The sequence below is a fragment of the Actinomadura spongiicola genome, from assembly GCF_003432485.1.
Classification (GTDB): Bacteria; Actinomycetota; Actinomycetes; order Streptosporangiales; family Streptosporangiaceae; genus Spirillospora; species Spirillospora spongiicola.
In genome coordinates, this window is sequence record NZ_QVNQ01000010.1 from 102,973 (window position 1) to 124,640 (window position 21,668).

General features: G+C 68.4%; 23 protein-coding genes. 10 read left to right on the forward strand and 13 right to left on the reverse strand.

The features are described from left to right. Positions 1-3 precede the first annotated feature (3 nt). The gene (locus tag D0T12_RS28080) at positions 4-1,737 is read right to left on the reverse strand and encodes a pyruvate dehydrogenase (protein ID WP_117403209.1); all 1,734 of its coding nucleotides are present in this window, start codon (positions 1,735-1,737) and stop codon (positions 4-6) included. A gap of 125 nt (positions 1,738-1,862) precedes the next feature. Here D0T12_RS28080 and D0T12_RS28085 point away from each other — a divergent pair, with 125 nt between their 5' ends. The 4 genes from D0T12_RS28085 (at position 1,863) to fahA (ending at position 5,725) form a co-directional block, all read left to right on the forward strand. Further along, on the forward strand, positions 1,863-2,402 hold the full coding sequence (locus D0T12_RS28085) for a MarR family winged helix-turn-helix transcriptional regulator (protein ID WP_199487750.1): 540 nt from the start codon (positions 1,863-1,865) through the stop codon (positions 2,400-2,402). A 112-nt stretch (positions 2,403-2,514) separates the two neighbouring features. Beyond that, positions 2,515-3,720, forward strand: a complete 1,206-nt coding sequence (locus D0T12_RS28090; RefSeq protein WP_117403213.1) for a homogentisate 1,2-dioxygenase — start codon at positions 2,515-2,517, stop codon at positions 3,718-3,720. Next, entirely contained in the window at positions 3,717-4,562 is an 846-nt protein-coding gene (locus D0T12_RS28095) for a hypothetical protein (RefSeq protein ID WP_117403215.1), read from the forward strand. The genes D0T12_RS28090 and D0T12_RS28095 overlap by 4 nt, the downstream gene beginning before the upstream one ends. Beyond that, positions 4,559-5,725, forward strand: a complete 1,167-nt coding sequence (fahA, locus tag D0T12_RS28100; RefSeq protein ID WP_117403217.1) for a fumarylacetoacetase — start codon at positions 4,559-4,561, stop codon at positions 5,723-5,725. The genes D0T12_RS28095 and fahA overlap by 4 nt, the downstream gene beginning before the upstream one ends. A 4-nt stretch (positions 5,726-5,729) precedes the next feature. Here fahA and D0T12_RS28105 read toward each other — a convergent pair whose 3' ends face one another. Further along, entirely contained in the window at positions 5,730-6,179 is a 450-nt protein-coding gene (locus tag D0T12_RS28105; protein WP_117403219.1) for a carboxymuconolactone decarboxylase family protein, read from the reverse strand. A 73-nt stretch (positions 6,180-6,252) separates the two neighbouring features. After that, a complete protein-coding gene (locus tag D0T12_RS28110) occupies positions 6,253-6,732 on the reverse strand; it encodes an RrF2 family transcriptional regulator (protein WP_233526329.1) in 480 nt (159 codons plus the stop codon). A 68-nt stretch (positions 6,733-6,800) separates the two neighbouring features. On the opposite strand from D0T12_RS28110, the gene D0T12_RS28115 reads away from it, so the two are divergent. Both D0T12_RS28115 and D0T12_RS28120 read left to right on the forward strand, forming a co-directional pair. Beyond that, complete coding sequence (locus tag D0T12_RS28115; RefSeq protein ID WP_117403222.1) at positions 6,801-7,340, forward strand: GNAT family N-acetyltransferase; 540 nt, start codon at positions 6,801-6,803, stop codon at positions 7,338-7,340. Positions 7,341-7,468: 128 nt separating this feature from the next. Next, positions 7,469-7,675 carry a hypothetical protein gene (locus tag D0T12_RS28120; protein WP_117403224.1) on the forward strand — a complete coding sequence of 69 codons (207 nt, stop codon included), beginning with the start codon at positions 7,469-7,471 and terminating at the stop codon, positions 7,673-7,675. Here the strand turns inward: D0T12_RS28120 and D0T12_RS28125 are convergent. The 5 genes from D0T12_RS28125 to D0T12_RS28145 all read right to left on the reverse strand — a co-directional run bounded on the left by D0T12_RS28125 (position 7,644) and on the right by D0T12_RS28145 (position 12,848). Continuing rightward, positions 7,644-8,342: a class I SAM-dependent methyltransferase gene (locus D0T12_RS28125; RefSeq protein WP_117403226.1), complete on the reverse strand. Its 699-nt coding sequence runs from the start codon at positions 8,340-8,342 to the stop codon at positions 7,644-7,646. The two genes, D0T12_RS28120 and D0T12_RS28125, sit on opposite strands and share 32 nt — an antisense overlap. A gap of 68 nt (positions 8,343-8,410) precedes the next feature. Beyond that, entirely contained in the window at positions 8,411-9,682 is a 1,272-nt protein-coding gene (locus D0T12_RS28130) for an ABC transporter ATP-binding protein (protein WP_117403228.1), read from the reverse strand. 9 nt (positions 9,683-9,691) lie between these two features. After that, entirely contained in the window at positions 9,692-10,522 is an 831-nt protein-coding gene (locus tag D0T12_RS28135; protein WP_117403230.1) for a carbohydrate ABC transporter permease, read from the reverse strand. Next, complete coding sequence (locus D0T12_RS28140) at positions 10,522-11,439, reverse strand: carbohydrate ABC transporter permease (RefSeq protein ID WP_117403231.1); 918 nt, start codon at positions 11,437-11,439, stop codon at positions 10,522-10,524. The genes D0T12_RS28135 and D0T12_RS28140 overlap by 1 nt, the downstream gene beginning before the upstream one ends. A gap of 14 nt (positions 11,440-11,453) precedes the next feature. Continuing rightward, positions 11,454-12,848, reverse strand: a complete 1,395-nt coding sequence (locus D0T12_RS28145; protein WP_117403232.1) for an extracellular solute-binding protein — start codon at positions 12,846-12,848, stop codon at positions 11,454-11,456. Between the two features lie 324 nt (positions 12,849-13,172). Here D0T12_RS28145 and D0T12_RS28150 point away from each other — a divergent pair, with 324 nt between their 5' ends. Together D0T12_RS28150 and D0T12_RS37470 are read left to right on the forward strand one after the other, a co-directional pair. Then, entirely contained in the window at positions 13,173-14,030 is an 858-nt protein-coding gene (locus tag D0T12_RS28150) for a helix-turn-helix domain-containing protein (protein WP_158581657.1), read from the forward strand. A gap of 312 nt (positions 14,031-14,342) precedes the next feature. Further along, a complete protein-coding gene (locus D0T12_RS37470) occupies positions 14,343-14,513 on the forward strand; it encodes a DUF397 domain-containing protein (protein ID WP_158581658.1) in 171 nt (56 codons plus the stop codon). Here the strand turns inward: D0T12_RS37470 and D0T12_RS28160 are convergent. Together D0T12_RS28160 and D0T12_RS28165 are read right to left on the reverse strand one after the other, a co-directional pair. Further along, on the reverse strand, positions 14,488-15,210 hold the full coding sequence (locus D0T12_RS28160; RefSeq protein ID WP_199487751.1) for a hypothetical protein: 723 nt from the start codon (positions 15,208-15,210) through the stop codon (positions 14,488-14,490). The genes D0T12_RS37470 and D0T12_RS28160 overlap by 26 nt on opposite strands. Positions 15,211-15,620: 410 nt before the next feature. Then, positions 15,621-16,595, reverse strand: a complete 975-nt coding sequence (locus D0T12_RS28165; protein WP_117403235.1) for a hypothetical protein — start codon at positions 16,593-16,595, stop codon at positions 15,621-15,623. A 288-nt stretch (positions 16,596-16,883) separates the two neighbouring features. Between D0T12_RS28165 and D0T12_RS28170 the strand changes: the two genes are divergently transcribed. Both D0T12_RS28170 and D0T12_RS28175 read left to right on the forward strand, forming a co-directional pair. Continuing rightward, entirely contained in the window at positions 16,884-17,717 is an 834-nt protein-coding gene (locus tag D0T12_RS28170; RefSeq protein ID WP_117403236.1) for a hypothetical protein, read from the forward strand. Between the two features lie 39 nt (positions 17,718-17,756). Further along, the gene (locus tag D0T12_RS28175; protein ID WP_117403237.1) at positions 17,757-18,827 is read left to right on the forward strand and encodes a quinone-dependent dihydroorotate dehydrogenase; all 1,071 of its coding nucleotides are present in this window, start codon (positions 17,757-17,759) and stop codon (positions 18,825-18,827) included. A 56-nt stretch (positions 18,828-18,883) separates the two neighbouring features. Here D0T12_RS28175 and D0T12_RS28180 read toward each other — a convergent pair whose 3' ends face one another. The 3 genes from D0T12_RS28180 to D0T12_RS28190 form a co-directional block, all read right to left on the reverse strand. After that, positions 18,884-20,323, reverse strand: a complete 1,440-nt coding sequence (locus tag D0T12_RS28180) for a DUF7059 domain-containing protein (RefSeq protein WP_233526330.1) — start codon at positions 20,321-20,323, stop codon at positions 18,884-18,886. Between the two features lie 2 nt (positions 20,324-20,325). After that, complete coding sequence (locus D0T12_RS28185) at positions 20,326-21,189, reverse strand: N-acetylmuramoyl-L-alanine amidase (RefSeq protein WP_233526331.1); 864 nt, start codon at positions 21,187-21,189, stop codon at positions 20,326-20,328. 86 nt (positions 21,190-21,275) lie between these two features. Next, entirely contained in the window at positions 21,276-21,512 is a 237-nt protein-coding gene (locus D0T12_RS28190) for a hypothetical protein (RefSeq protein ID WP_117403240.1), read from the reverse strand. Between the last annotated feature and the right edge of the window lie 156 nt (positions 21,513-21,668).

The window sequence follows — 21,668 nt, forward strand, 5'->3', positions numbered from 1 at the left end:
GCCTCAGGGGCGGGGGATGTTGCGGAGATTACTGCGAGCGAGGTCGAGCATCTTGCCGACGCCTCCGGTGAGGACGGTCTTTCCGGCGGCCAGCGCGAAACCCTTCACCTGCTGTGGCGTGATGTGCGGGGGAATGGAGAGGGCGTTCGGGTCGGTGACGACGTCCAAGAGGTAGGGGCCGGGGGCGGCGAGGGCCCGTTCCATGACCGTGCGGACGTCGGAGGGACGTTCGACGCGGGCGGAGTCGATGCCGATGGCCTGCGCGATCGCGGCGTAGTCGACGGGCTCGTGGTCGGTCTCGTAGGACGGGAAACCGTCCACCAGCATTTCGAGACGAACCATGCCCAATGACGCGTTGTTGAACAGGATGATCTTCACGGGAACGCGGTGCAGTTTCACCGTGAGGAGTTCGCCGAGCAGCATGCCGAGGCCGCCGTCGCCGGAGACGGAGATGACCTGCCGCCCGGGGGCGCCGTACTGGGCGCCGATGGCGTGCGGAAGCGCGTTCGCCATCGAACCGTGGACGAACGAGCCCATGACGCGGCGGCGACCGTTCGGCGTGATGTAGCGGGCCACCCAGACGTTGCACATGCCGGTGTCCACGGTGAATATCGCGTCGTCGGCGGCGAGGTCGTCCAGGACGCTCGCCACGAACTCCGGGTGGATCGGGACGTGCTTCTCGATGTCGCGCGTGTAGGCGGAGACGACGTTCTCCAAGGCGCGTGCGTGGCGGCGCAGCATCTCGTCCAGGTACGACCGGTCGTGTTTCTGCCGCACCTTGTCGAGGACGAGACGGAGCGTTTCCCCGATGTCGCCGTGGACCGCCAGATCGAGAGGCGTTCGCCGGCCCAGCTTGGACGGGTCGTCGTCGATCTGAATGGTGTTCTTCCCCGGCAGGAACGGGTCGTACGGGAAGTCGGTGCCGAGGAGGAGAACCAGATCGGCCTCCTGCATCGCCTCGTAGCAGGCGCCGTAGCCGAGCAGCCCGCTCATGCCCACATCGAACGGGTTGTCGTACTGGATCCATTCCTTGCCGCGCAGGGCATGGCCGATGGGGGAGAGCAGCTTGTGGGCGAGCCCCATCACCTCGGAATGGGCGTCCTGGGCGCCCGAGCCGCAGAACAACATGACCTTGCGGGCCCGGTTCAACGCACCGGCGAGCCGTTCCACCTGGTCGGACGGAGGCCGGACGATCCCCTTGCGCACGAGGAAATCGTGTTCCCCGGTCGGATTGGCGGTGTCCTTGCTGGCGACGTCACCCGGCAGCGTCAGGACGGAGACACCGCCGAGGCCGACCGCGTGCTGGATCGCGGTGCGGAGAATGCGCGGCATCTGCGCGGGAGTGCTGATCGCCTCGCAGTAATGGCTACAGTCGACGAAGACCCGTTCGGGGTGCGTCTCCTGGAAATAGCCGCTGCCGATCTGCGTGCTCGGAATCTGCGACGCCATTGCCAGTACCGGCGCCCCCGACCGGTGCGCGTCGTACAGGCCCTGGATGAGGTGGGTGTTGCCGGGGCCGCAACTTCCCGCGCACACGGCGAGCCGTCCCGTCGTCTGGGCCTCCGCGGCGGCGGCGAACGCCCCGGCCTCCTCGTTGCGGACGTGCACCCAGTCGATGCCGTCCGTGCGGCGGACGGCGTCCACGATCGGGTTGAGACTGTCGCCGACCACCCCGTAGATCCGGCGGACACCGGCCTGCCGCAACACCGCGATGAACTGGTCGGCGACCGTCGCCATCGTCCCTCCCCACACGCGCCCCGACGCGCTCCCCCTGCACCCATGCCCGACGATCTTCGGCTGACACTCGCGCCCCGGACGGGTTAAATGGTTTATACCTGAACCAGTTCAAGGAGGTTCCCGAGGTGACGGTCACGGAGAGCAACGGCGACGACCTCGACTTCTGGTCGTTCGTCGACCTCGCCGGGCACCGACTCTCGGACGAGTACGGTTTCCCGCACCGGCTGGCGACCCGCCTGCTGCTGACCCTCAACCGGGCCGCGGCGATCGTCACCTACGACCTGGAGTCCACCGTGCACCGGCCGCGCGGACACTCGTGGGCGGCGTTCCGGCTGCTGTTCGTCACCTGGTTGGCAGGCCCGCTGGAGCCGGGCCGGGCCGCGGCGCTCGCGGGGATGAGCAGGGCCGCCGTGTCGAACCTGACGAAGACGCTGATCGCGGTCGGAATGATGGACCGCTCCCCCGGCGAGCGCGACGGCCGGTCGGTGATCCTGTCCCTGACCGACGAGGGGCAACGCGCGATGCTGGACATCTTCGCCGGACAGAACGAGCGGGAACGGCAGTGGGCGGACGCGCTCACCGAGACCGAACAGCAAATGCTGATCATGCTGCTGGACAAGCTGATCGCGGGCCGCACCCGCTTCGACGCCCGCGAACGAACGTAGTCCGTCCTCCGGCCCGTTCCGCGGAGCGGGTTAGGCCCTTCCCTCTGCCGGAGAAGAGTCGTAGTGTCGGCACGAAAATAGTTAACGCGTTAATCATCGGAGGCGATGGACCATGGCCCACTACCGCCGGGTCGGCCACGTGCCGCCGAAACGGCACACCCAACATCGTCACAACGATCACGGGGGTGGCGAAGGGCGGCTCTACTTCGAGGAGCTGATGGGCGAGGAGGGGTTCTCGTCGGACTCGTCCCTCCTGTACCACCGGGAGATCCCGTCCGCGATCGTCGACTCGCAGCCGTGGGAGATCCCGGACGCGGCCACCACGCCGAACCATCCGCTGAAGCCGCGCCATCTCAAGCTGCACGACCTGTTCCCGAAGGAGACCTGGGCCGAGACCGACGTCGTCACCGGCCGCCGGTTGATCCTCGGCAACAGCGACGTCCGGCTGTCGTATGTCGTCTCCGCCGCCGACTCGCCGCTGTACCGCAACGCCACCGGTGACGAGATCGTCTACATCGAGTCCGGCACCGCGACCGTCGAGACGGTCTTCGGGTCGTTGGAGGTGAAGGCGGGCGACTACGTCATCGTCCCGACGTCCACGACGCACCGCTGGCTGCCCACCGGCGACCAGCCACTACGCGCGTACGCCATCGAGGCCACGGGACACACCGCGCCGCCGAAACGCTACCTGTCGCGGTACGGGCAGTTCTTGGAGCACGCCCCGTACTGCGAACGCGACCTGCACGGCCCCGGCGACCCGATCCAGGTGGACGGCACCGACGTCGAGGTCCTCGTCAAGCATCGCGGGTCGCGCGGCCTCACCGGCACGCGGATGACGTACGCCCGGCACCCGTTCGACGTCGTCGGCTGGGACGGCTGCCTCTACCCGTTCACGTTCAGCGTCCATGACTTCGAGCCGATCACGGGCCGCGTGCACCAGCCGCCGCCCGCCCATCAGGTGTTCGAGGGCCACAACTTCGTGGTGTGCAACTTCGTGCCCCGCAAGGTCGACTACCACCCGCTGTCGATTCCGGTGCCCTACTACCACTCCAACGTCGACTCCGACGAGGTCATGTTCTACTGCGGCGGCGACTACGAGGCGCGCAAGGGCTCCGGTATCGGGCAGGGGTCGGTGTCCGTCCATCCCGGCGGGTTCGCGCACGGCCCGCAGCCGGGCGCGTACGAGCGCAGCATCGGCGTCGAGTTCTTCGACGAGCTGGCCGTCATGGTGGACACCTTCCATCCGCTCGAACTCGGTGAGGGCGGTCTGGCCTGCGAGGACGACGCGTACGCCTGGACCTGGGCGAGGCAGCGGTGACCGGCTTCCCGACCTTCGCCCTCGGCCTCTGCGACGACGCGGCCGTGTTCCCGCCCGGCCTGGCCCCGCTCGCCGTCGCCGTTCCGGCGCACCGCGCCCACCGCTCCTCCTCGTACGCCGAGCTCGTCGGCCCGCTCGTCCTGCCCGCCTCGGCGCTGGACGAGCTGGAACCGCTCCTGCGCGACTCCGACCCCCTCGATCTGTCGATCACCGCGCCGGGCGGCCCGTGCGAGGCCGCGAAGGCGGTCGCGACGGCCGCGCACCTGCCCGTCGACGTGCGCGGGCTGGAGGTCGCCGTCCCGCCGGGGATGGGGTCTGACGAGTTCTTCCGGGTTCTCGGCAGCGTCGACGTGCCCGTCTACGTCGAGGTCCCCCGGGACGAACGGCGTGCGTCGATCATCGCGGCGGTCGCCGAGCTCGGGCACCGCGCGAAATTCCGCACCGGCGGCGTGAAACCCCAGCTGTATCCGAGTCCGGAGGAGCTGGCCGCCGCGATCAAGGCGGTGGTGGACGCGGGCGTCCCCTTCAAGGCGACGGCGGGGCTGCACCATCCCGTCCGTAACACCGACCCGGAGACCGGTTTCCACCAGCACGGGTTCCTGAACCTGCTGCTGGCGACCGACGCTGCCGCTGATGGCCGCCCGGTGGACGAGTTGGCCGCCATTCTCGCCGACCGTGACGCGGCGTCCGTGGCGTCCCGGGTCGCCGGGCTCGGGGAGCGGCGGACGGTCGCCGCCCGCGCCCGGTTCCTGTCGTTCGGGACGTGCAGCATCACCGATCCGCTGCACGAACTCACCGACCTCGGCCTGCTCACGCCCATCCTCCAGGAGTCCGCCCGATGACCCGCGTCGCGATACCCGAGGACTCGCTCTTCGGGCTCGCCAACCTGCCCTACGGCGTGTTCTCCACGCCGGGCACCCGGCCCCGCGTCGGCGTCCGCGTCGCCGACTCCGTCGTCGACCTGACCGTCCTCGACGACGTGTTCGCCGCGCCGTACCTCAACCCGTTCATGGCGCAGGGGCACGCGCGGTGGGTGGAGGTCCGCGAACGGATCCGCGACCTGGTCTCAGGCGACGTGGACGACGCGGCCGTCCATCCGGTCGACGCGGTCACGTTGCACCTGCCGTTCGAGGTGGCCGACTACGTCGACTTCTACGCGTCCGAACACCACGCGTCCAACCTCGGGCGTCTCTTCCGTCCCGGGTCCGAGCCGCTGCAACCGAACTGGAAGCACCTGCCCGTCGGCTACCACGGGCGCGCCGGGACGGTCGTGCCGTCCGGGACGGACATCGTCCGGCCGAGCGGCCAGCGCAAGCCCCCGTCCGACGCGGCGCCGTCGTACGGGGCGAGCCGCCGCCTGGACATCGAGGCCGAGGTCGGTTTCGTCGTCGGCACCGGGTCTCCGCTCGGCACCCCGGTCGGCGTGGACGACTTCGGCGAACGGGTCTTCGGGGTCGTCCTCGTCAACGACTGGTCGGCGCGGGACATCCAGGCGTGGGAATACGTGCCGCTGGGCCCGTTCCTCGGGAAGAGCTTCGCGACGTCCATCTCCCCTTGGGTCGTGCCGCTTCTCGCCTTGGAATCGGCCCGGGTCGCGACCCCACCCCAGGACCCGGAACCGCTTCCGTACCTGCGCGAGAAGAACCCGTGGGGCCTCGACCTCGATCTGAGCATCTCCTGGAACGGGCAGGTCGTGTCCCGTCCGCCCTACCGGGAGATGTACTGGTCACCGGCGCAGATGCTCGCGCACCTGACGGTGAACGGGGCGTCGTCCCGCACCGGTGACCTGTTCGCGTCCGGGACGGTCTCCGGCCCCGACCGGGACCAGCGCGGCGCGTTCATCGAGCTGACCTGGGGCGGCGCGGAGCCCGTCGAGGTGAACGGCGAGCCCCGCACCTTCCTGGAGGACGGCGACGAGGTGGTCATCTCCGCGACCGCGCCCGGCCCGCCCGGCACCCGCATCGGCTTCGGGGAGGTGACGGGCCGCGTCCTGCCCGCCCGCTGACCCTTCAGTGCGCGGGGACCGGGTTCCGGAGGGTCACGTTGATCGTGTTCCACGCGTTCATCGCGGCGATCGCCATCACCAGACCGGCGAGCGTCTTCTCGTCGTAGTGGTCGGCGGCCGCGTCCCAGACGTCGTCCGGGACCCCGTCCGGCTCGTCCGCGATCCGGGTGGCGGCCTCGGCGAGCGCGAGGGCCGCCCGCTCCTCGTCGGAGTAGAACGGCGCCTCCCGCCACGCCGCGACGGACCAGATCCGCTCATCGGTCTCCCCCGCCTTCTTGGCGTCCCGCGAGTGCATGTTCACGCAGAACCCGCAGCCGTTGATCTGGCTGACCCGCAGCCTGACCAGCTCCAGGGTGCGGTGCGGGACGCCACTGGCGAAGACGAACGACTCCAGCGCCAGCATCGCCTTGTACCCCTCGGCGGCGGACTTCCTGACGCTCAATCGTGGCTGCATTGACGATTCCTCCCTATTCTGGATATGGAATATCCAGGATCCTTGCGCGTGTCGCCCCTGGTGGGCGGCACGATCAGGTCCGCAGGTTCGCGAACCGGTTGCGGACGTTGCCGGGCGTGGCCGGTTCCCGCTTCTCGACCGTCCTCTTCAGGTCGGCGATGGTCTGACCCGCCAGTTCCCTGCGCCACGCCATCTCCGCGCGCCACATGGACTGCGAGATGGCGCACGTCTTCCGGTAGTCGACCCCCTCGTGGTCTCCGGGAATCCGGCGGAGGATCTCCTCGCACCGGAACGCCTGCTCGGCGCCCTCGATCGCGGTCACCACGTCCAGCATGGTGATGTCCTCGGAGGCCCGGGCGAGCCGGAATCCGCCCCTGGGCCCGGACGTGGACGTGAGGATCCCCGCCCGCGCCAGCGCCTGGAGCTGCTTGTTCAGGTAGGCCGCCGGGAGACTGAAGAACCCCGCCAGCTTGGCCGCCGGCATGGCCTCACCGGGCTCCAGCCAGGCGAGGTTGATGCAACTGTGGAGCGCCCACTCGACACCCTCACTCATCCGCATATCCTGGATATTAAACGTCCAGGATCACCGGGTCAACCCGGAAAGTCATAGAATTTCATCCCGTGACGCATGTCAGTCCCTCCTTCCGCACGGCCACCGAGGCCGACATCCCCGCCCTCGTCGCGCTCATCGAGTCCGCCTACCGCGGTGACGCGAGCCGCGTCGGCTGGACGACCGAGGCCGACCTCCTCGACGGCCAGCGCATCGACTCCGACATGGTCGAGGCCGTGGTGAACAGCGAGAACGGCCTGATGCTCCTCGCCGAGAACGACGGCGCCCTCGACGCCTGCTGCCAGGTGGAGAAACGCGCCGACCACGCCTACTTCGGAACGTTCGCGGTCCGTCCCGATCGCCAGGGCGGCGGCCTCGGCAAGGCCCTCCTCGCCGAGGCCGAACGGATCGCCCGCGACGAGTGGGGCGCGCCCGAGATGCACATGACGGTGATCAGCCTTCGCGAGGACCTGATCGCCTGGTACGTCCGGCGCGGCTACGTCCGCACGGGCGACCTGCGCCCGTTCCCCTACGGCGACGAACGCTACGGCCTACCCAAACGCGACGACCTCACCTTCGAACTCCTGACGAAGAAGCTCCACCGCGCCTGACCCAGCCTTGCTCTGCTGTTTGAGACTCTCCAGGGTTCCTACCTTGACATCCAGCTGCTCTTCACGGGAAACCTTCACTACCTATTTCAATGACATGGTTGAAGGAGGCGATAGCAGGAGGTGAGGGCGTGAAGTTCGTTCTGGAAGTCGACATGGACCGAGGCGTCGTGGGTGAGGAGACCGTCCGCGAGTTGGAGCGCATCCTGCGGTACTGGGGCGGGAACCTCCGCCACTACGGGTTGAAGCCCGGCGACACCTCGGTCATCTATGACTCCGGTTACAGCGAGGTCGGCCGGTGGCACATCACCGACTCGGGGGAGGCGCCGCCGGAATGAGGCGGAATGCGAGGAAGGCGGGGAGCAGCTCCAGCTTCGCGTGGTCGTCCGGGTAGCGTTCGGCCATTTCCGGCACGGGACGCGGCTCCAGCAGCTCGTCGATGAAGAACCCGGCGGCACGGAACTCCGCGCAGATGGACGTCAACGGACGCCGCCACGCCCGGATCGGCCAGTCCCGGTCCGGGCTCAGCGACTCCTCCACGGGCTCCTCGGTGAAGTACGAGCCGCCCAGCCGCGTCCAGCTCATGGTCGGGTGCTCGGTCGACAGGACGAGCGCGCCGGACGGGCGCAAAATGCGGCGGAACTCTTCGAGCAGGGTCACCCGGTCGTCGAAGTAGTGCAGCGCCAACGCGAACACGACCAGGTCGGCCGAGCCGTCCGGGACCCAGGTCAACGGCTCGGTCAGGTCGTGGACGCGCAGGTCGGCGCGGCCGTCGCAGCGGGCGCGGGCGAGGTCCACGAAGGTGGGGCTCACATCGCAGCCGGTGACGCGGGCGCCGCGGTCCAGCAGTTCGCGGGCGTACAGGCCGGGGCCGCAGGCCGCGTCGAACACGGCGAGACCGGCGACGTCACCGGCGAGGCCGAGCACGGCCGGACGATCGTAGAGGGCGTTGTGGGAGTTGTCCTCGGCATGGGCGGCGTATTCGTGGGCGAAGCGCTCGTACATGCACTGATCGTTTCAAGCCTGTCAAGTCGGAGTGTCAGGAGGCCTTCGCCACCAGTCAGGCTCGTGGCTCACGGCTCCGCCACGGTCGCGCCGGGGCCTTCCGCCGGTTCCCGTTGGGCCTCGCGCTGGGCGGCACGCGACTCCTCCGCGACACGGTCGAGCTCGGCCACGTGCTCCTCGTCACGGGTGAGGTTGTCGCTGGTGGCCGGGTCGAAGAGGTGCAGTCTCTTCGTGTCGATCCACAGCTCCGCCTCCCTGCCGGGCGTGATCGTGCTGGCGGCGTCCAGCGAGACGACGGCCTGGGTGCGGAGCTGGTCGCTGTCCAGCTCCCGGGACAGGTCGCGAAGCTGCGCGGCGAGGTCGGCGGGCGCCTCGTACGGGACGTACGCGTACTGCTCGTTGCCGAGCCACTCGGTCACGTCCACACGCGCCCGGATGATGCTGCCCTGCGACTTCTTCTCATCCCCGACGAGCGACGCGTCCTCGAAATGCTCCGGACGGATGCCGACGAGCACCACGTCACGGTCGCCTACTGCGGCGAGCTTGCGTTCGTCCTGTACCTCGAACCGTCCGAGTGGGGTTTCGAGGAACGAACCGTCCACGGACGCGGGAAGGAAGTTCATCGACGGCGACCCGATGAACCCGGCCACGAACAGGTTGACGGGTTCTTCGTACAGTGCGCGTGGGCTTCCTACTTGTTGCAGGACGCCCTTGCGCAGCACCGCGACACGGTCGCCTAGCGTCATCGCCTCCGTCTGGTCGTGCGTGACGTACACGGTCGTGACACCGAGGCGTCGCTGGAGGCGTGAGATCTCGGTGCGCATCTGACCGCGGAGTTTCGCGTCCAGGTTCGACAGCGGCTCGTCGAACAGGAACGCGTCCGCCTCCCGGACGATCGCGCGTCCCATCGCGACGCGCTGCCGCTGACCACCGGACAGGTGCGAGGGCTTACGGTCCAGATGCTCCGTCAGCTCCAGCAGCTCCGCCGTCTCCTTCACACGGCGGTTCACCTCTTCGTTCGGTGTCTTGGCGAGCCGCAGCGGGAAAGCGATGTTCTCGAACACGGTGAGGTGCGGGTACAGCGCGTAGTTCTGGAACACCATCGACAGGTTCCGCTCGCGCGGCGCGACCTTGTTGACGACCTTCCCGCCGATGAGCATCTCCCCGGACGTGATGTCCTCCAGTCCGACGATCATCCGGAGCAGCGTGGACTTCCCGCACCCGGACGGCCCGACGAGGATCATGAACTCGCCGTCCCGGACGTCCAGGGACACCTCCTGCACGGCCGGGAAACCGTCGCCGTACCGCTTGACGATGTTCTTCATGGTGATGGCGGCCATGATTTCCCCTCAGCCCTTGACGGCGCCGGACGTCAGCCCGGCCACGATGCGACGCTGGAACAGCAGGACGACGATCACGACCGGGATCGTGACGACCACCGCGGCGGCACAGATCGCGGTCGTGGGCTGCTCGAAATATGACTCCCCGGTGAAGAACGCCAACGCCGCCGGAACCGGCCGGGCGTTGTCGGTCGAGGTCAGCGAGATCCCGAACACGAAGTCGTTCCAGCAGAAGAAGAAGGTCAGGATCGCGGCGGTGAACACCCCCGGCGCGGCCAGCGGCACGATCACCTTGCGGAACGCCTGCCAGGACGTGGCCCCGTCCACCTGCGCCGCCTGCTCCATCTCCCACGGGATCTCGCGGAAGAACGCCGACAGCGTCCAGATCGCCAGCGGCAGCGCGAACGAGATGTACGGGATGATCAGACCGGGCCAGGTGTCGTACAGGCCGATGTCGCGCCACAGGTCGAACAGCGGCCCGACCAGCGACACCACCGGGAACATCGCGATCGCGAGCGCGAACGACAGGATCAGCCGCTTGCCGGGGAAGTCCAGCCGCGCGATCGCGTACGCCACCAGCGTCGCGAACGTCACCCCGACGAACGTCGCGATCAGCGAGATGCCGATCGAGTTGATCAGCGCCGAGGTGAACAGGTCGGTCTTGAAGACGGTCTCGTAGTTCTCCCACGTCCAGTCCTGCGGGAAGAACCCCTGGACGTTGCCGATCTCGCTGGGCGTCTTGAACGACAGCATCACGATCCACAGGATCGGGAACGCCGTCCACACCAGGATCAGCAGGGAGACGACGATCCACAGCGCCCTCGAACGCGTCGACTCCATCACCGATCACCTCGCACCTGGGAGAGATCCACTCTGAACCCCTTGATGAACACGGCCGCGATCAGCACCACCGACAGGAACAGCAGCACCCCGACCGCGTTGCCGAGGCCGAGTTCGGTCCGCGTGATGATCTGCTGGTAGGTCAGGAACGACAGCACCTGGGTCTTCTCCTGGCCCGCGGTCATGATGAACACGTTGTCGAAGATCCGCCACGCGTCCAGGGTGCGGAACAGCAGCGCGACGAGGATGGCGGCCTTCATGTTCGGGATCGTCACGCGTTTCAGCCGCTGCCACGCGGTGGCGCCGTCCACCGTCGCCGCCTCCCCCAGGTCGCGCGGCACCTGCGCGAGCCCGGCGAGCAGCAGCAGCGACACGAACGGCGTCGTCTTCCAGATCTCCGACAGGACGATCACGAACAGCGCGGCCCACCGGTCGGAGAACCACGCGTAGTCGCCGAGCCCGAACCACGAGTTGACGAACCCCGACTGGACGTCGAAGGCGTACTTCCATGCGAACGCCGAGATCACCGTGACGATGCCGTACGGCAGCAGGATCGCGGTCCGCACCGTCCGGCGTCCGAACACCGCCCGGTGCATGACCATGGCCAGCGCGAACCCGATGACCAGCTCCACGCCCACCGTGACCACCGTGATGACCAGCGTGGTGAGCACCGTCTGCCAGAACAGGCCGTCGGTCAGCGCGGTCGCGTAGTTGTCGAGACCGACGAAACGCCGGTCGTCCGGCGCGGTGAGCCGGTAACTGAACAAGGACTGGTACAGGGCGTTGCCCAGCGGATACGCGGTGACCAGCAGCATCACGACCACCGCCGGGGTGGACAGCAGCAGTCCCAGCCTGCGCTCGGCCCGGCCGCGGTCGGAGATCTCCCCGCGTACGGGGGCCGTGTCGACGGATGTCATCCGAACACCTCCGATTAGAGCAGGGCCTGGCCGCGCAGGACCGCGCGGATGAACTCGGCGGACTCGCGCGGCGTCGTGCTCGGGTTCACCGACGCGGGCGGATGCCAGCGGCTCTGGATGGCCCCGGAGACGTCCGCGTAGTAGGGCGTGGCCGGACGCGGCGTCGCGGCGGCGATGGAGTCCCGCATCAGCGGGGCCATCGGGAACTCCTTGAGGATGTCCGGATCGGTGAAGATCGCGGGACGTGCGGCGACATTGCCCTCGTCGAGCATGTACCGCTTCATGTTCGCGGGCGAGGTGATGCAGCGGACCGCCTCGATCGCCAGATCGTCTCGGTACTTGCCGTACGCGCTGACGCCGATCTCGATGCCACCGAACGGCGGCCGACTCTCCTGCCCCGGACTCACCCTCGGGTAGCGCGCCCACCCCAGGTCGGCGGGAATGTTCTTGTTGATGGCCCCGGCCTCGGCGTCACCCTGCTCGGCCCGCCAGACATATCCCCAGTTGAGCAGGAAACCGCCGCGCGGACCGTTGATCGTCGCCCGGGACGGCTCCTCGATGTCGGTGGACAACGTCGGGCTCGCCGCCCGCGACCTGGCCAGCTTCTGGATGATCGCCGCGGCCTGCCGTCCCGCCGGAGAGTCGATCTCGATCTTCGCCTCGTCGCCCTGCTCCGCGTCGCTGATGATCCGTCCCCCGGCGGAAGCGATCAGCGCGTTGATCCACACCACGTAGCCCTCGTAGCGGTTGCCCTGCACACCGATCGTGGTGTTGGTCCGGACGGCCGCGTCGATCAGCTTGTCCCAGGTGAAGTCGGCGGCCGTCGGGTCGATGCCCGCCTTGTTCGCGACCGACTTCCGGTACCAGAGCAACTGCGTGTTCGCCCAGAACGGCGCCGCGTAGAGCTTGCCCTCCCACGTCGAACTCCGCACCGCGCTGTCGAACACCCCCTGCGTCAACGGCGCGGCCTCGCTCGCGGTGAACGGCCGCAGGAACCCGGCGTTGGCGGCCTCGGGGACGAACACGGGGTCCAGGCTCATCAGGTCGACACCGGAATCCTGGGCCGCCAGCCGCCTGATCAGCTGCTCGCGCTGCTGGGTCGCGTCGCTGGGAAGCAACGCCGTCTTGATCCGGTACTTCCCGCCCGCGGCCTTCGTGCACGACGCGGCGATCGTCGCCTGCCCCCCGTTGTCCGGGTTGATGTACCAGTTGAGGGTGGGAGTTCCCCCGCCGCCGCCGCAGGCCGTCAATCCCCCGGCCACCAGCGTCAGCGCGACCCCGGCTCTGAGCAGCCCCGTCCGCCGTCGTCCCCCTGGCCCGTGCCGTCCGGTCGCCCTCCCCCGCGGGGAACGGGCACGTCCCGGCACGTCCGGTTCCGCTCGTCCGGCCTGCTCGATTCGCTCGACCATCGGACCTCCCGAAGCCACCCACCCGGGTGCGACACTCCGGCGGGCCGCATCCGTGGCGGTTCGAACTCTATTCGATCACCGGATCCGGTAACTGTCGAGATCCAAAGAGTGATCGAGAACCCCGCTACCGGCCATCGGCGCTTCAAGCTTGTAGAGCATCCGCCACGGCGAACGCACGTGATCAACCTTGACGCGAGCCTGACCCTATCGGGCCATGTCGCCCGGTGGCTGCCTGGCATACTGAGGGTTGGCGGTACGCTACAGGGCATATTGCGATGTAGCTGTGTCCGAGTCGCACAGACGTGATCTGTAAGGGAGCTGCCGGTGCCTGCGGCGATCAGTCCTACGGTGCGCCAGCGACGCCTGCGTGTCGAACTCCGCAAGGCCCGCGACGAAGCGTCCCTCACCCAGGAGCAGGTCGCCGAGAGGCTCGATTGGTCCCTCTCCAAGGTGATCAGAATTGAGTCCGGGGCGGTCAATATATCGACGACCGACCTCAGGGCCATGCTCGCCTTTTACGGCGTCGCGGAAGAGCGGATCAACGAACTCGTGCAGTTGGCCAAAGCCGCACGTGAACGGACCTGGTGGAGTGGTTACAAGAAAATCCTCTCCCAGCAATATTACGACCTGATCGGCTACGAATCCGCAGCCGGCATCATTCGACAGTACGAGAATCTCATCATTCCGGGACTGCTCCAAACGCAGGAATACGCGCAAGAGTACCTCAAGAACGACCTGCCCCCGGAACATTCCACGGATGCCGAAGCGCTCGTTGATGTGCGAATGCGCCGACAGGAGATTCTGGAAATCGATGAGGGTCCGAAGGTTTTCTTCGTCCTTGACGAGGCGGTCGTACACCGACAGATCGGCGGACCTGGGGTAATGCGCGACCAGTTGCGCCATCTCATCGAAATGACCAATCGTTCGCATATCACCATCGAGGTCGTCCCATTCACCGCCGGAGCCAACCCCGGGCTGCGCGGCTCTTTCACGATCCTGGAGTTTCCGTCTGCCGAGGACGACGACGTGCTTCACCTGGAAAGCCCCGGATTCATGCGGGTGACCCGTGACCTCCAGGACGCAGTGGTGACCTACCGGGAACGCTTCGAGAGGCTACGCGAGGTCTCACTCAAACCCGAGGGCACCGCCGTGCTACTCAACCGCCTGGCGGACAGCCTCTAGACCCCAATTTAAGATCATCCGAAAAGGCTGTTTTTCTCCCCGCTCTGCGATGAGCAGGGTGTATCGATCGCTCATGGCCCCGCCTCAACCGGCGGTTTACAATGAGATCTGACAGGTCCGGCGAGATCTTCGTGTCCTACCCGTCGATCGGCGAGGTATGGCTTCTTCGGCAACGACGCCGAGGCGATCGGTGAAACCCTGACACCATCACAGCCAGAGCAACCTGCTCCCTCGCGTGTTTCGGCGAGCCCCGAGCCGGCCTGAACAGCGCATGGAGGGAGACCGGACTTGCCGCGCCCGATACCCGCAGACGTGCAATGGCGAACCAGCACTCACACCAGCGACGGGGCTAACTGTGTCGAAGTCGGAGAACACCGGGGTACCTTCTATCTTCGAGATTCGACGGATCGCGCCGGCCCCACACTGATCATTACTTACAATGACTGGATCAATCTTCTCAGTGCGATCCGCAGTCGCGTGTAAGTCGGACCCCACCTGGCCGGGCCGAGTTTCCATCATCTACCAGCAGGTTGTTCGCACCACCTTGGCCCACACCAGCCTCCCGATCTGGATCGTAAACGTGACCGTGATAGATCACCCCTTTTATCGTGGTGCGAATCGGTTGGAAATGTTCGGGGGGAAGTGCACAAAATCCGCTGCAGACCACCTCGCGAAAGATTCCGTCGGACACGATGAGCGCCACGTTCCGTTCTGGGTGGAGGGCCAGATAACGGTGCAGCGGCCGGGCATCGAGTAAGCGGCTCACGACCACGGGCGCGTCCCCCGCCGGACCGAAGGAGGCTTGCGGTCCCATAATGAGCGCCCCATGGTGAAGCGCGAGTCGCACGCGCAGCCGCTGGTCGGCGGCGGCCTGCCGTCGCATCCCCACGAGCGCGCGTTCGAGGGCGGGGGCGAACAGGCCGGCGACCGTCACGATGTCCGCGTCGCCGGGCAGCACCGCCAACTCTCCATCACCACTGACCTGCTGGAGCCACCGACCTCGGTCCAGCCCGGCATCCTTGGCGGCGATCTCCATTGCCGCCAACAAGTCCAACTGGGCCTGCAGTTGCATGCGCGGCGACCGAGCACTGTACTTCTGAATGTCGACCGCGAGCAGCGGCCGGAAGAGGAGGCGAACGGACGAGTCGGACTCGCCCGACGCCGCCGGAATGATCGACATAGTGCCCTCGCCCCGATTGGGCCCGCGGCCTTGCGGCACGGTCGGCTAGCTTGACCTCCAGTCTGGCATGGCAGACAGGATGCAGACAGCTACCTATATGACCGAAGAGGGCGAAACGACAGGTTGCAGTCAGCCACACGGCCTACAGCCATGATGCAGCTTGGCTGGTTCGTGGGCGCTCTATGGGTAAATGCCCTGATGAGAACCATGGGCGGCCAAGCCACGTGACGGGTTGCCACCTAGCAAAGTGACCTATGCTGACGGCTAACTGTCTCGCCACTGTTTTATTATCTTCGCTCATCCGGGCAGAATCGAGAGTCGGGACATGGCAGCGAAGGAAGGCGCGGAGGAGTGCGGACCCCGACCGACCCGCGACGCCTCCGCGCCTTCGTCCGTGTGGCAGTGGCTGGTCAGTAGCCTCCGCCCGTTCCGTAGCCGCCGCCGGTTCCTGTGGTCGCGGCTCTTGTGCCTGTGGGGGTGGTGGCCCACCAGACGCCGCCTACGCCCTGGCCCTTCACGTCGCCGGGTTGTTCGTCCTTCTCGTAGTAGTACATGGGCCAGCCGTTGACGGTGAGCTGGCAGGTGCCGTCGTCCTTGCGTTCGATGAAGTTGACGAGCTTCCGGTCGACGCCTTCGAGCTTGAGCTTCTTCCAGGTGGTGAAGGTGACGGGCGGCCATGCCTTCTTGCACGCGCCGAAGCAGTTCGTCGTCGGTGGCTTGGCGGTGTCCTTGTCGAAGCGGTACATGGTCCGCCCCTTGCCGTCCGTCAGGATGAGGCCGAGCTTCGGGTCGTTCCTGGCCTTGACGACCGTCCAGCCCTTCCAGCGGTCGCCGGTATCCGTGCGTTTCGCGAGGGCCTTCTTGCCGGTCGGGGACGCGGCGTACCAGGTGCCGCCCACGCCCTGGCCGTTCACGTCGCCGGGGCCGTCGTCCTTGGCGTACCGGTACAGGGGCCAGCCGCCGAGCGTGACCTGCCACGTGCCGTCGGGGCGTTTGATCTTGCCGACCAGGGACTGGTCGACGCCGTCGACCCGCGTCGCCGCCTCGCTCGCCGACACCGGCGGCCACGCCTTGGCGCACGCGTCGGCGCAGGTCGACGCGGGCGGGCGGGCCGTGTCGTTGTCGAAGCGGTACAGCGTCCTGCCGTCGCCGTCCGTGACGACCTTGCCGAGCCTCGTGACGTTGGCGACCTCGAGCGTGGTGGGTTCGGGCACCGGTGACGGGGACGGTTCCGCCGAGGGCGCTTCCGCCGAGGGCTCGGCCTGCGGCTGGGTGCCCGCGGCGTTCTGCTGACCGCGGGGGCTCTCCTGCCCGCAGGCGGTGAGCAGCAGCCCGGACGCGGTCAGGGCGGCCGCGGCGGGAATCGCCCAACGTGGGATCTTCATCGTCTGTGTCCTCCGTGTCGTCTGGGCCCGGCTCCGGTTCCTGGTCCCTTCCGCCGATCGGGGTGGAGCTGCCCGCACTGCTCTCCCGGATCGTGGAGCAGTACGGTGAACCTCACGGAACGGGTTCAACCCCTCGGAACCGGTCACCCCCGCTCCGAGTCAAATGCACTGTTGTATGGCATTTGACGGTTTCGCTAGGCGGTGGAAGTGAGCTCCGACGAAGCTCCGGTCAATCTGGGCAAGCCGGTCCCACCGGCGCCTTCTGGCCCGGCGTGGATCGTGGTACCGGTGCGCGTGGTCGCGGTGATCGTGGTGGTGCCGCTGCGGCTCGTCTACGAGCTGGTCGTGGCGCTGGGCCGTGGCGTTCGGGCGGTGTGGAACGGTCTGATGCGGGCGCCGGTGTGGTTCGGTCGCCTGCTCTACCGGTTCGTCCTCGCTCCGTTCGGTCGGCTGCTCGCGGCCGTCGGACGCGCGCTCGCGGCCGTGCTCGTCCCGCCGCTACGGTGGCTCGGCCGGATGCTGATGGTGCCGCTGCGGGGGCTGGGGCGGGGGCTGGCCTGGCTGCTGGGCGCCCTCGTCACGGTGGTCGGGCTGCTGCTCACCGTGCTCGTGGTTCTGCCCGGGAAGTTCCTGTGGCGGTACGTTCTGCGACCGCCGTTGCTGGTGCTCGCCTGGCTCGGCCGGGGTGTGCTCGCCGTCCTCCGCGCGGTCGGTGGGCTGCTGTTGACCGGGTGGCGCGCGTTCGCGGCGGCCATGGTGTGGTCATGGCGGCTGATCGGCCGGTGCCTCGCCTGGCTGGCGCGCTACGTGATCGTGCTGCCCGCTCAGGCGCTGTGGCGGTACGTTCTGGCGCCGATCGGCGCGGCCGTCGTGGGGACGTGGCGGCTCGCGGCTCGAATCCTGCGGTGGCTGTGGAACGTGCTGGTCGTCGTTCCGGTGCGGGTGCTGGTCGTGGTGCCGATGCGCTGGTTCGGGGCGAACGTGCTGCGTCCTGTCGGGCGCGGCGTCCGGGCGACCTGGCGGATCTGTGTGGGCGACCCCATGCGGGCCGTCCGCCGGACGATGCGGGAGGCGGGCCGCGACGTCCGGTTGTTCCTTCGCCGCGCCTTCCGTGGACACTGAGCGTTCGACCGCTGTGGGCGACTGGGATACTCGGGGACGATGTACCGACTCCTCTTCTCACTGGTCATCGCGCGGGTTCCGGCGGAGACCGTCCACCACCTGACACTGCGTGGGCTCCGTGCGGTTCAAGCCGTGCCCGGCGTCGCGCCGCTGCTGCGGCGGCTGCTCGCTCCGCGCGATCGGGCCCTGGCCGTCCACGCGCTGGGACTGGAGTTCCCGTCACCTCTCGGGCTCGCGGCCGGGTTCGACAAGGACGCCGTCGCGTACGAGGCGCTCGGCGCGTTCGGGTTCGGCCATGTCGAGATCGGCACGGTGACGGGACGCCCGCAGCCCGGCAATCCGCGTCCCCGGCTGTTCCGCCTCCCGCGTGACCGGGCGGTCATCAACCGGATGGGGTTCAACAACCAGGGTTCGGAGGCCGCCGCGCGCCGCCTGCGCGGCCGGGTCCGCCGGACGATCGTCGGGGCCAACATCGGCAAGACGAAGGTCGTCCCGGAGAGCGAGGCCGCCGCCGACTACGTCACCAGCGCCGAACGTCTCGCCCCGCACGCCGACTACCTCGTCGTGAACGTCAGCTCGCCCAACACGCCGGGCCTGCGGAACCTTCAGGCCGTGGAGCACCTGCGTCCGCTGCTGACGGTGGTGCGCGAGGCCGCGGACCGGTCGTCCGAACGCCGCGTCCCGCTGCTCGTCAAAATCGCGCCGGACCTGGCGGACGACGACATCGACGCGGTCGCGGACCTCGCCGTCGAACTCGGCCTGGACGGCATCATCGCGACCAACACCACCATCGCCCGGGACGCCCTGCTGTCCCCGCCCGGCCTGGTGAAGGAGACCGGCGGGCTGTCCGGCGCGCCGCTGAAGGACCGCTCGCTGGACGTCCTGCGGCGCCTCCGCTCCCGCACGGACGGCCGGTTGGCACTGATCTCGGTCGGCGGCGTCGAGTCCGCCGACGACGTGTGGGAACGCGTCCGCGCGGGCGCCACCCTCGTCCAGGCGTACACCGGCATGATCTACGGCGGCCCGCTCTGGGCCCACCACGTCAACCGAGCCCTCTCCCGCCGCCTCCACGAAAGCACCTTCACCACCCTCGACGACGCCCGCGGCTGAAGAACCGCGTCCAGCAGGCTGGTCTCGGCGACGTGACCGGGCCTTGTCGGTTGGGCTTAGGTGAAGAAGCCGTCGGCTATCAGTTCGGGGAGGACGGTTTCGGCGTGGGCTCGCACCTGTGCGGGGTCGGTTCCGGTTAGTTGGGCGATGGCGTCCAGGAGGGGGTCGAGGGGCAGTTCGCCGTCGCAGACACCGGCGAGGGCGGCTTCGACCGTGCCGACTCCGGCGGCGCGGCGCAGGCGGGCGGTCTGGCGGAGGACGATGCGTTCGGGGTCCTCCGCGCCGGGCGGGCCGATCTGTTCCTGAACGAGGCCGGGCGCGACCCCCAACTTCCGTCCACAGGCTGTGGAAAACTTTTCGGCGCGGACGAACCCGTCCAGGACGTCGCGGACGTAGGCGCCTACGGGCTCCTCGACGGCATGGCGGAGTTCTTCGACCCGGACGGTGGGATGCGCGGCGCGTCTGAGTGTGATCCAGCCGAAGCCGATTCCGGTGACGCCGTGCCGGTCGAGATGATCCAGCCACGCGTCGTAGCGGGCGCGGTACTCGGGGGTGCCCGCCTCGCAGGAGTCCCGGAGCCACAACTCGGCGTACTCCGCCGGGTCCTGAACGTCGCGCTGGACGATCCACGCGTCGCACCCGTCCACCCACGAGGCGACCCGATCCTCCCAGGGGACACCGTCGATATGCAGCCAATTCGCCAGGAGTTGGCAGTAGCCGCCGTCGTTGAGGTGCTCCGGCGCCCCGGCGACCAGTCGGCGGCAGAAGTCGTCTCCCGGCAGGCCGGACTCCCGATACGTGAAGTGTCGTCCGCCGGGTGGCGCGACCACGAACGGCGGATTGGACACGATCAGGTCGAACCGGCGTCCCTGGACGGGCTCCAGCAGCGGGCCCTTGAGCGGTTCGACATCGTCCACGCCGGAGAGGGCGAAGCTCATCGCGGCGAGGTCGAGCGCGCGGCGATTGACGTCCGTGACGGTGATGTGCGCGCCGGGATCGCGGCTCGCGAGGTGCACCGCCTGGACCCCGCAGCCCGTTCCGATATCGAGCACGTTATCCACAGGCCTGTGGACAACCAGGCGGGCCAGATTTCCCGACGCGCCGCCCGCACCCACGACGTGATCGGCCGCGGGAACGGTCCCTGAACCCGGCCGTACCTTCACATCGGATACGACATACCCGGCATGTCCGTCGCTGTCGACGGCCTCCAGCGGCTCGACCCGCAGCCGGGGCCGCGCCTCGCCGCCGGACGTCTCGGCGAGGCCCGCGGCGACGAGGGCGTCCACCGGGATCGCCGACGCGTCCACCGGGACCTGCAACCAGAACAGGCGCGTCAGGGTCTCCAGCGGGGAGCCGCCGCCGGTCGCCCGCAGCGCCGGGACGATCTCGTCCCGCGCCAGCGCGGCGCCCGCCACGGGGCCGAGCAGTTCCCGCACACCGGCGACCGTGTATCCGGCGTCGAGCAGTAGGTCGCGAACGCGACGAAGATCGGCCACGGTCAGGTGAGGTAGCTCGCGAAGCCCTTGGCCAGCGACTCGGCGATGCGCTGGCGGAACGACGCGCTGGACAGCTTCGCGGCATCGCCCTTGTTGCGCATGTTGCCGCATTCGATGAAGACCTTGGGGACCGTCGACAGGTTGAGCCCGCCGAGGTCCTTGCGCCTGTCGATGCCGTCCTCGCCGAGGTAGGTGGAGTAGGCGATGCCGGTGCCGTCGCGGTAGGCGTCCCGCAGCGCCCTGCCGAGCCTGGCGGCCCGCGGCACCATCCCGGCGTTCTTTCCGACGGCGATCGGTTGGATGATGTGGAAGCCGTGGCCGGACGCGGCCGCGCCGTCGGCGTGGATCGACACGGCGGCGTCGGCCTTGAGCCGGTTGCCGACCGCCGCGCGCTCGTCGATGCACGGGCCGACGCCCTTGTCGTCCTTGCGCGTCAGCGTGACCTTGGCGCCGCGGGCGCGCAGGATCTTCGCCAGCCGGTTGGAGACGTCCCAGGTGAAGGCGTGTTCGCTGTAGCCGTCACCGGTACTGGTGCCGGTCGTGTCGCACGCCTTGCTGCCGTTGCCGATCTTGACCTGCTTGTTGATCTCGGACGGATGGTCGGCGTTGCCGCCGTTGTGCCCGGGATCGATGACGATCACCTTGCCGTCCAGCGAGGACGTGCCGTCACCGGACGCGGGGTCCTCCCCGGGGAGCGGCGCCTCCCGCGCGTCGGTCGTCGGCGGGTCCGCCGTTCGCTTCTCGTCCGCGGACGGCTCGGCGAAGGCGCTGCACGCGGTCAGCGCGCCGAGGCACAGCGCGAGACCAGCGACGACGTGCCGGGCGGATGCGGTGCCACCTCGATGGCCGCCTCGCTGAATTCGCACCGACCGCTCCTCCGTGATGTCTTCGTTATCGACCCTGACAGTCTGCACGCCGCCGAGGGTTCGTCAAACGAAGTCCGCGAAACCCGTCAGCTGAGCGGGTCGTCCTTGCCCAGCAGCGCGGCGAGGGCGCGCGCCTCGTCGGCGTCCAGGCCGAGGACCACGCGGGGACGGCCCCACGGATGGTCGATCGAATGGGCGACGTAGCTGGCGACGGACTCCGCGACCTGCTCCGCCATGCCCCGCGCGTGCCGCCACTCCGACCACGCGCGTTCCAATTCGCTCGCCGCACGCTGCGCGCACGACACCAGTTCCGGATCACGCACGAGCTGAACCCCCCAGTGGACTTTCTCGTGTCCGCCCCGGCGGGGTTCCCCGTCCGGGCGGCCCAACCGAGGCCACCCGGGGCACCCGCCGGACCATGGAGTCCATTAACCCGCCGACGGCGGGTCACGGACCGGTGAATACGGCAGTCTTGGCCG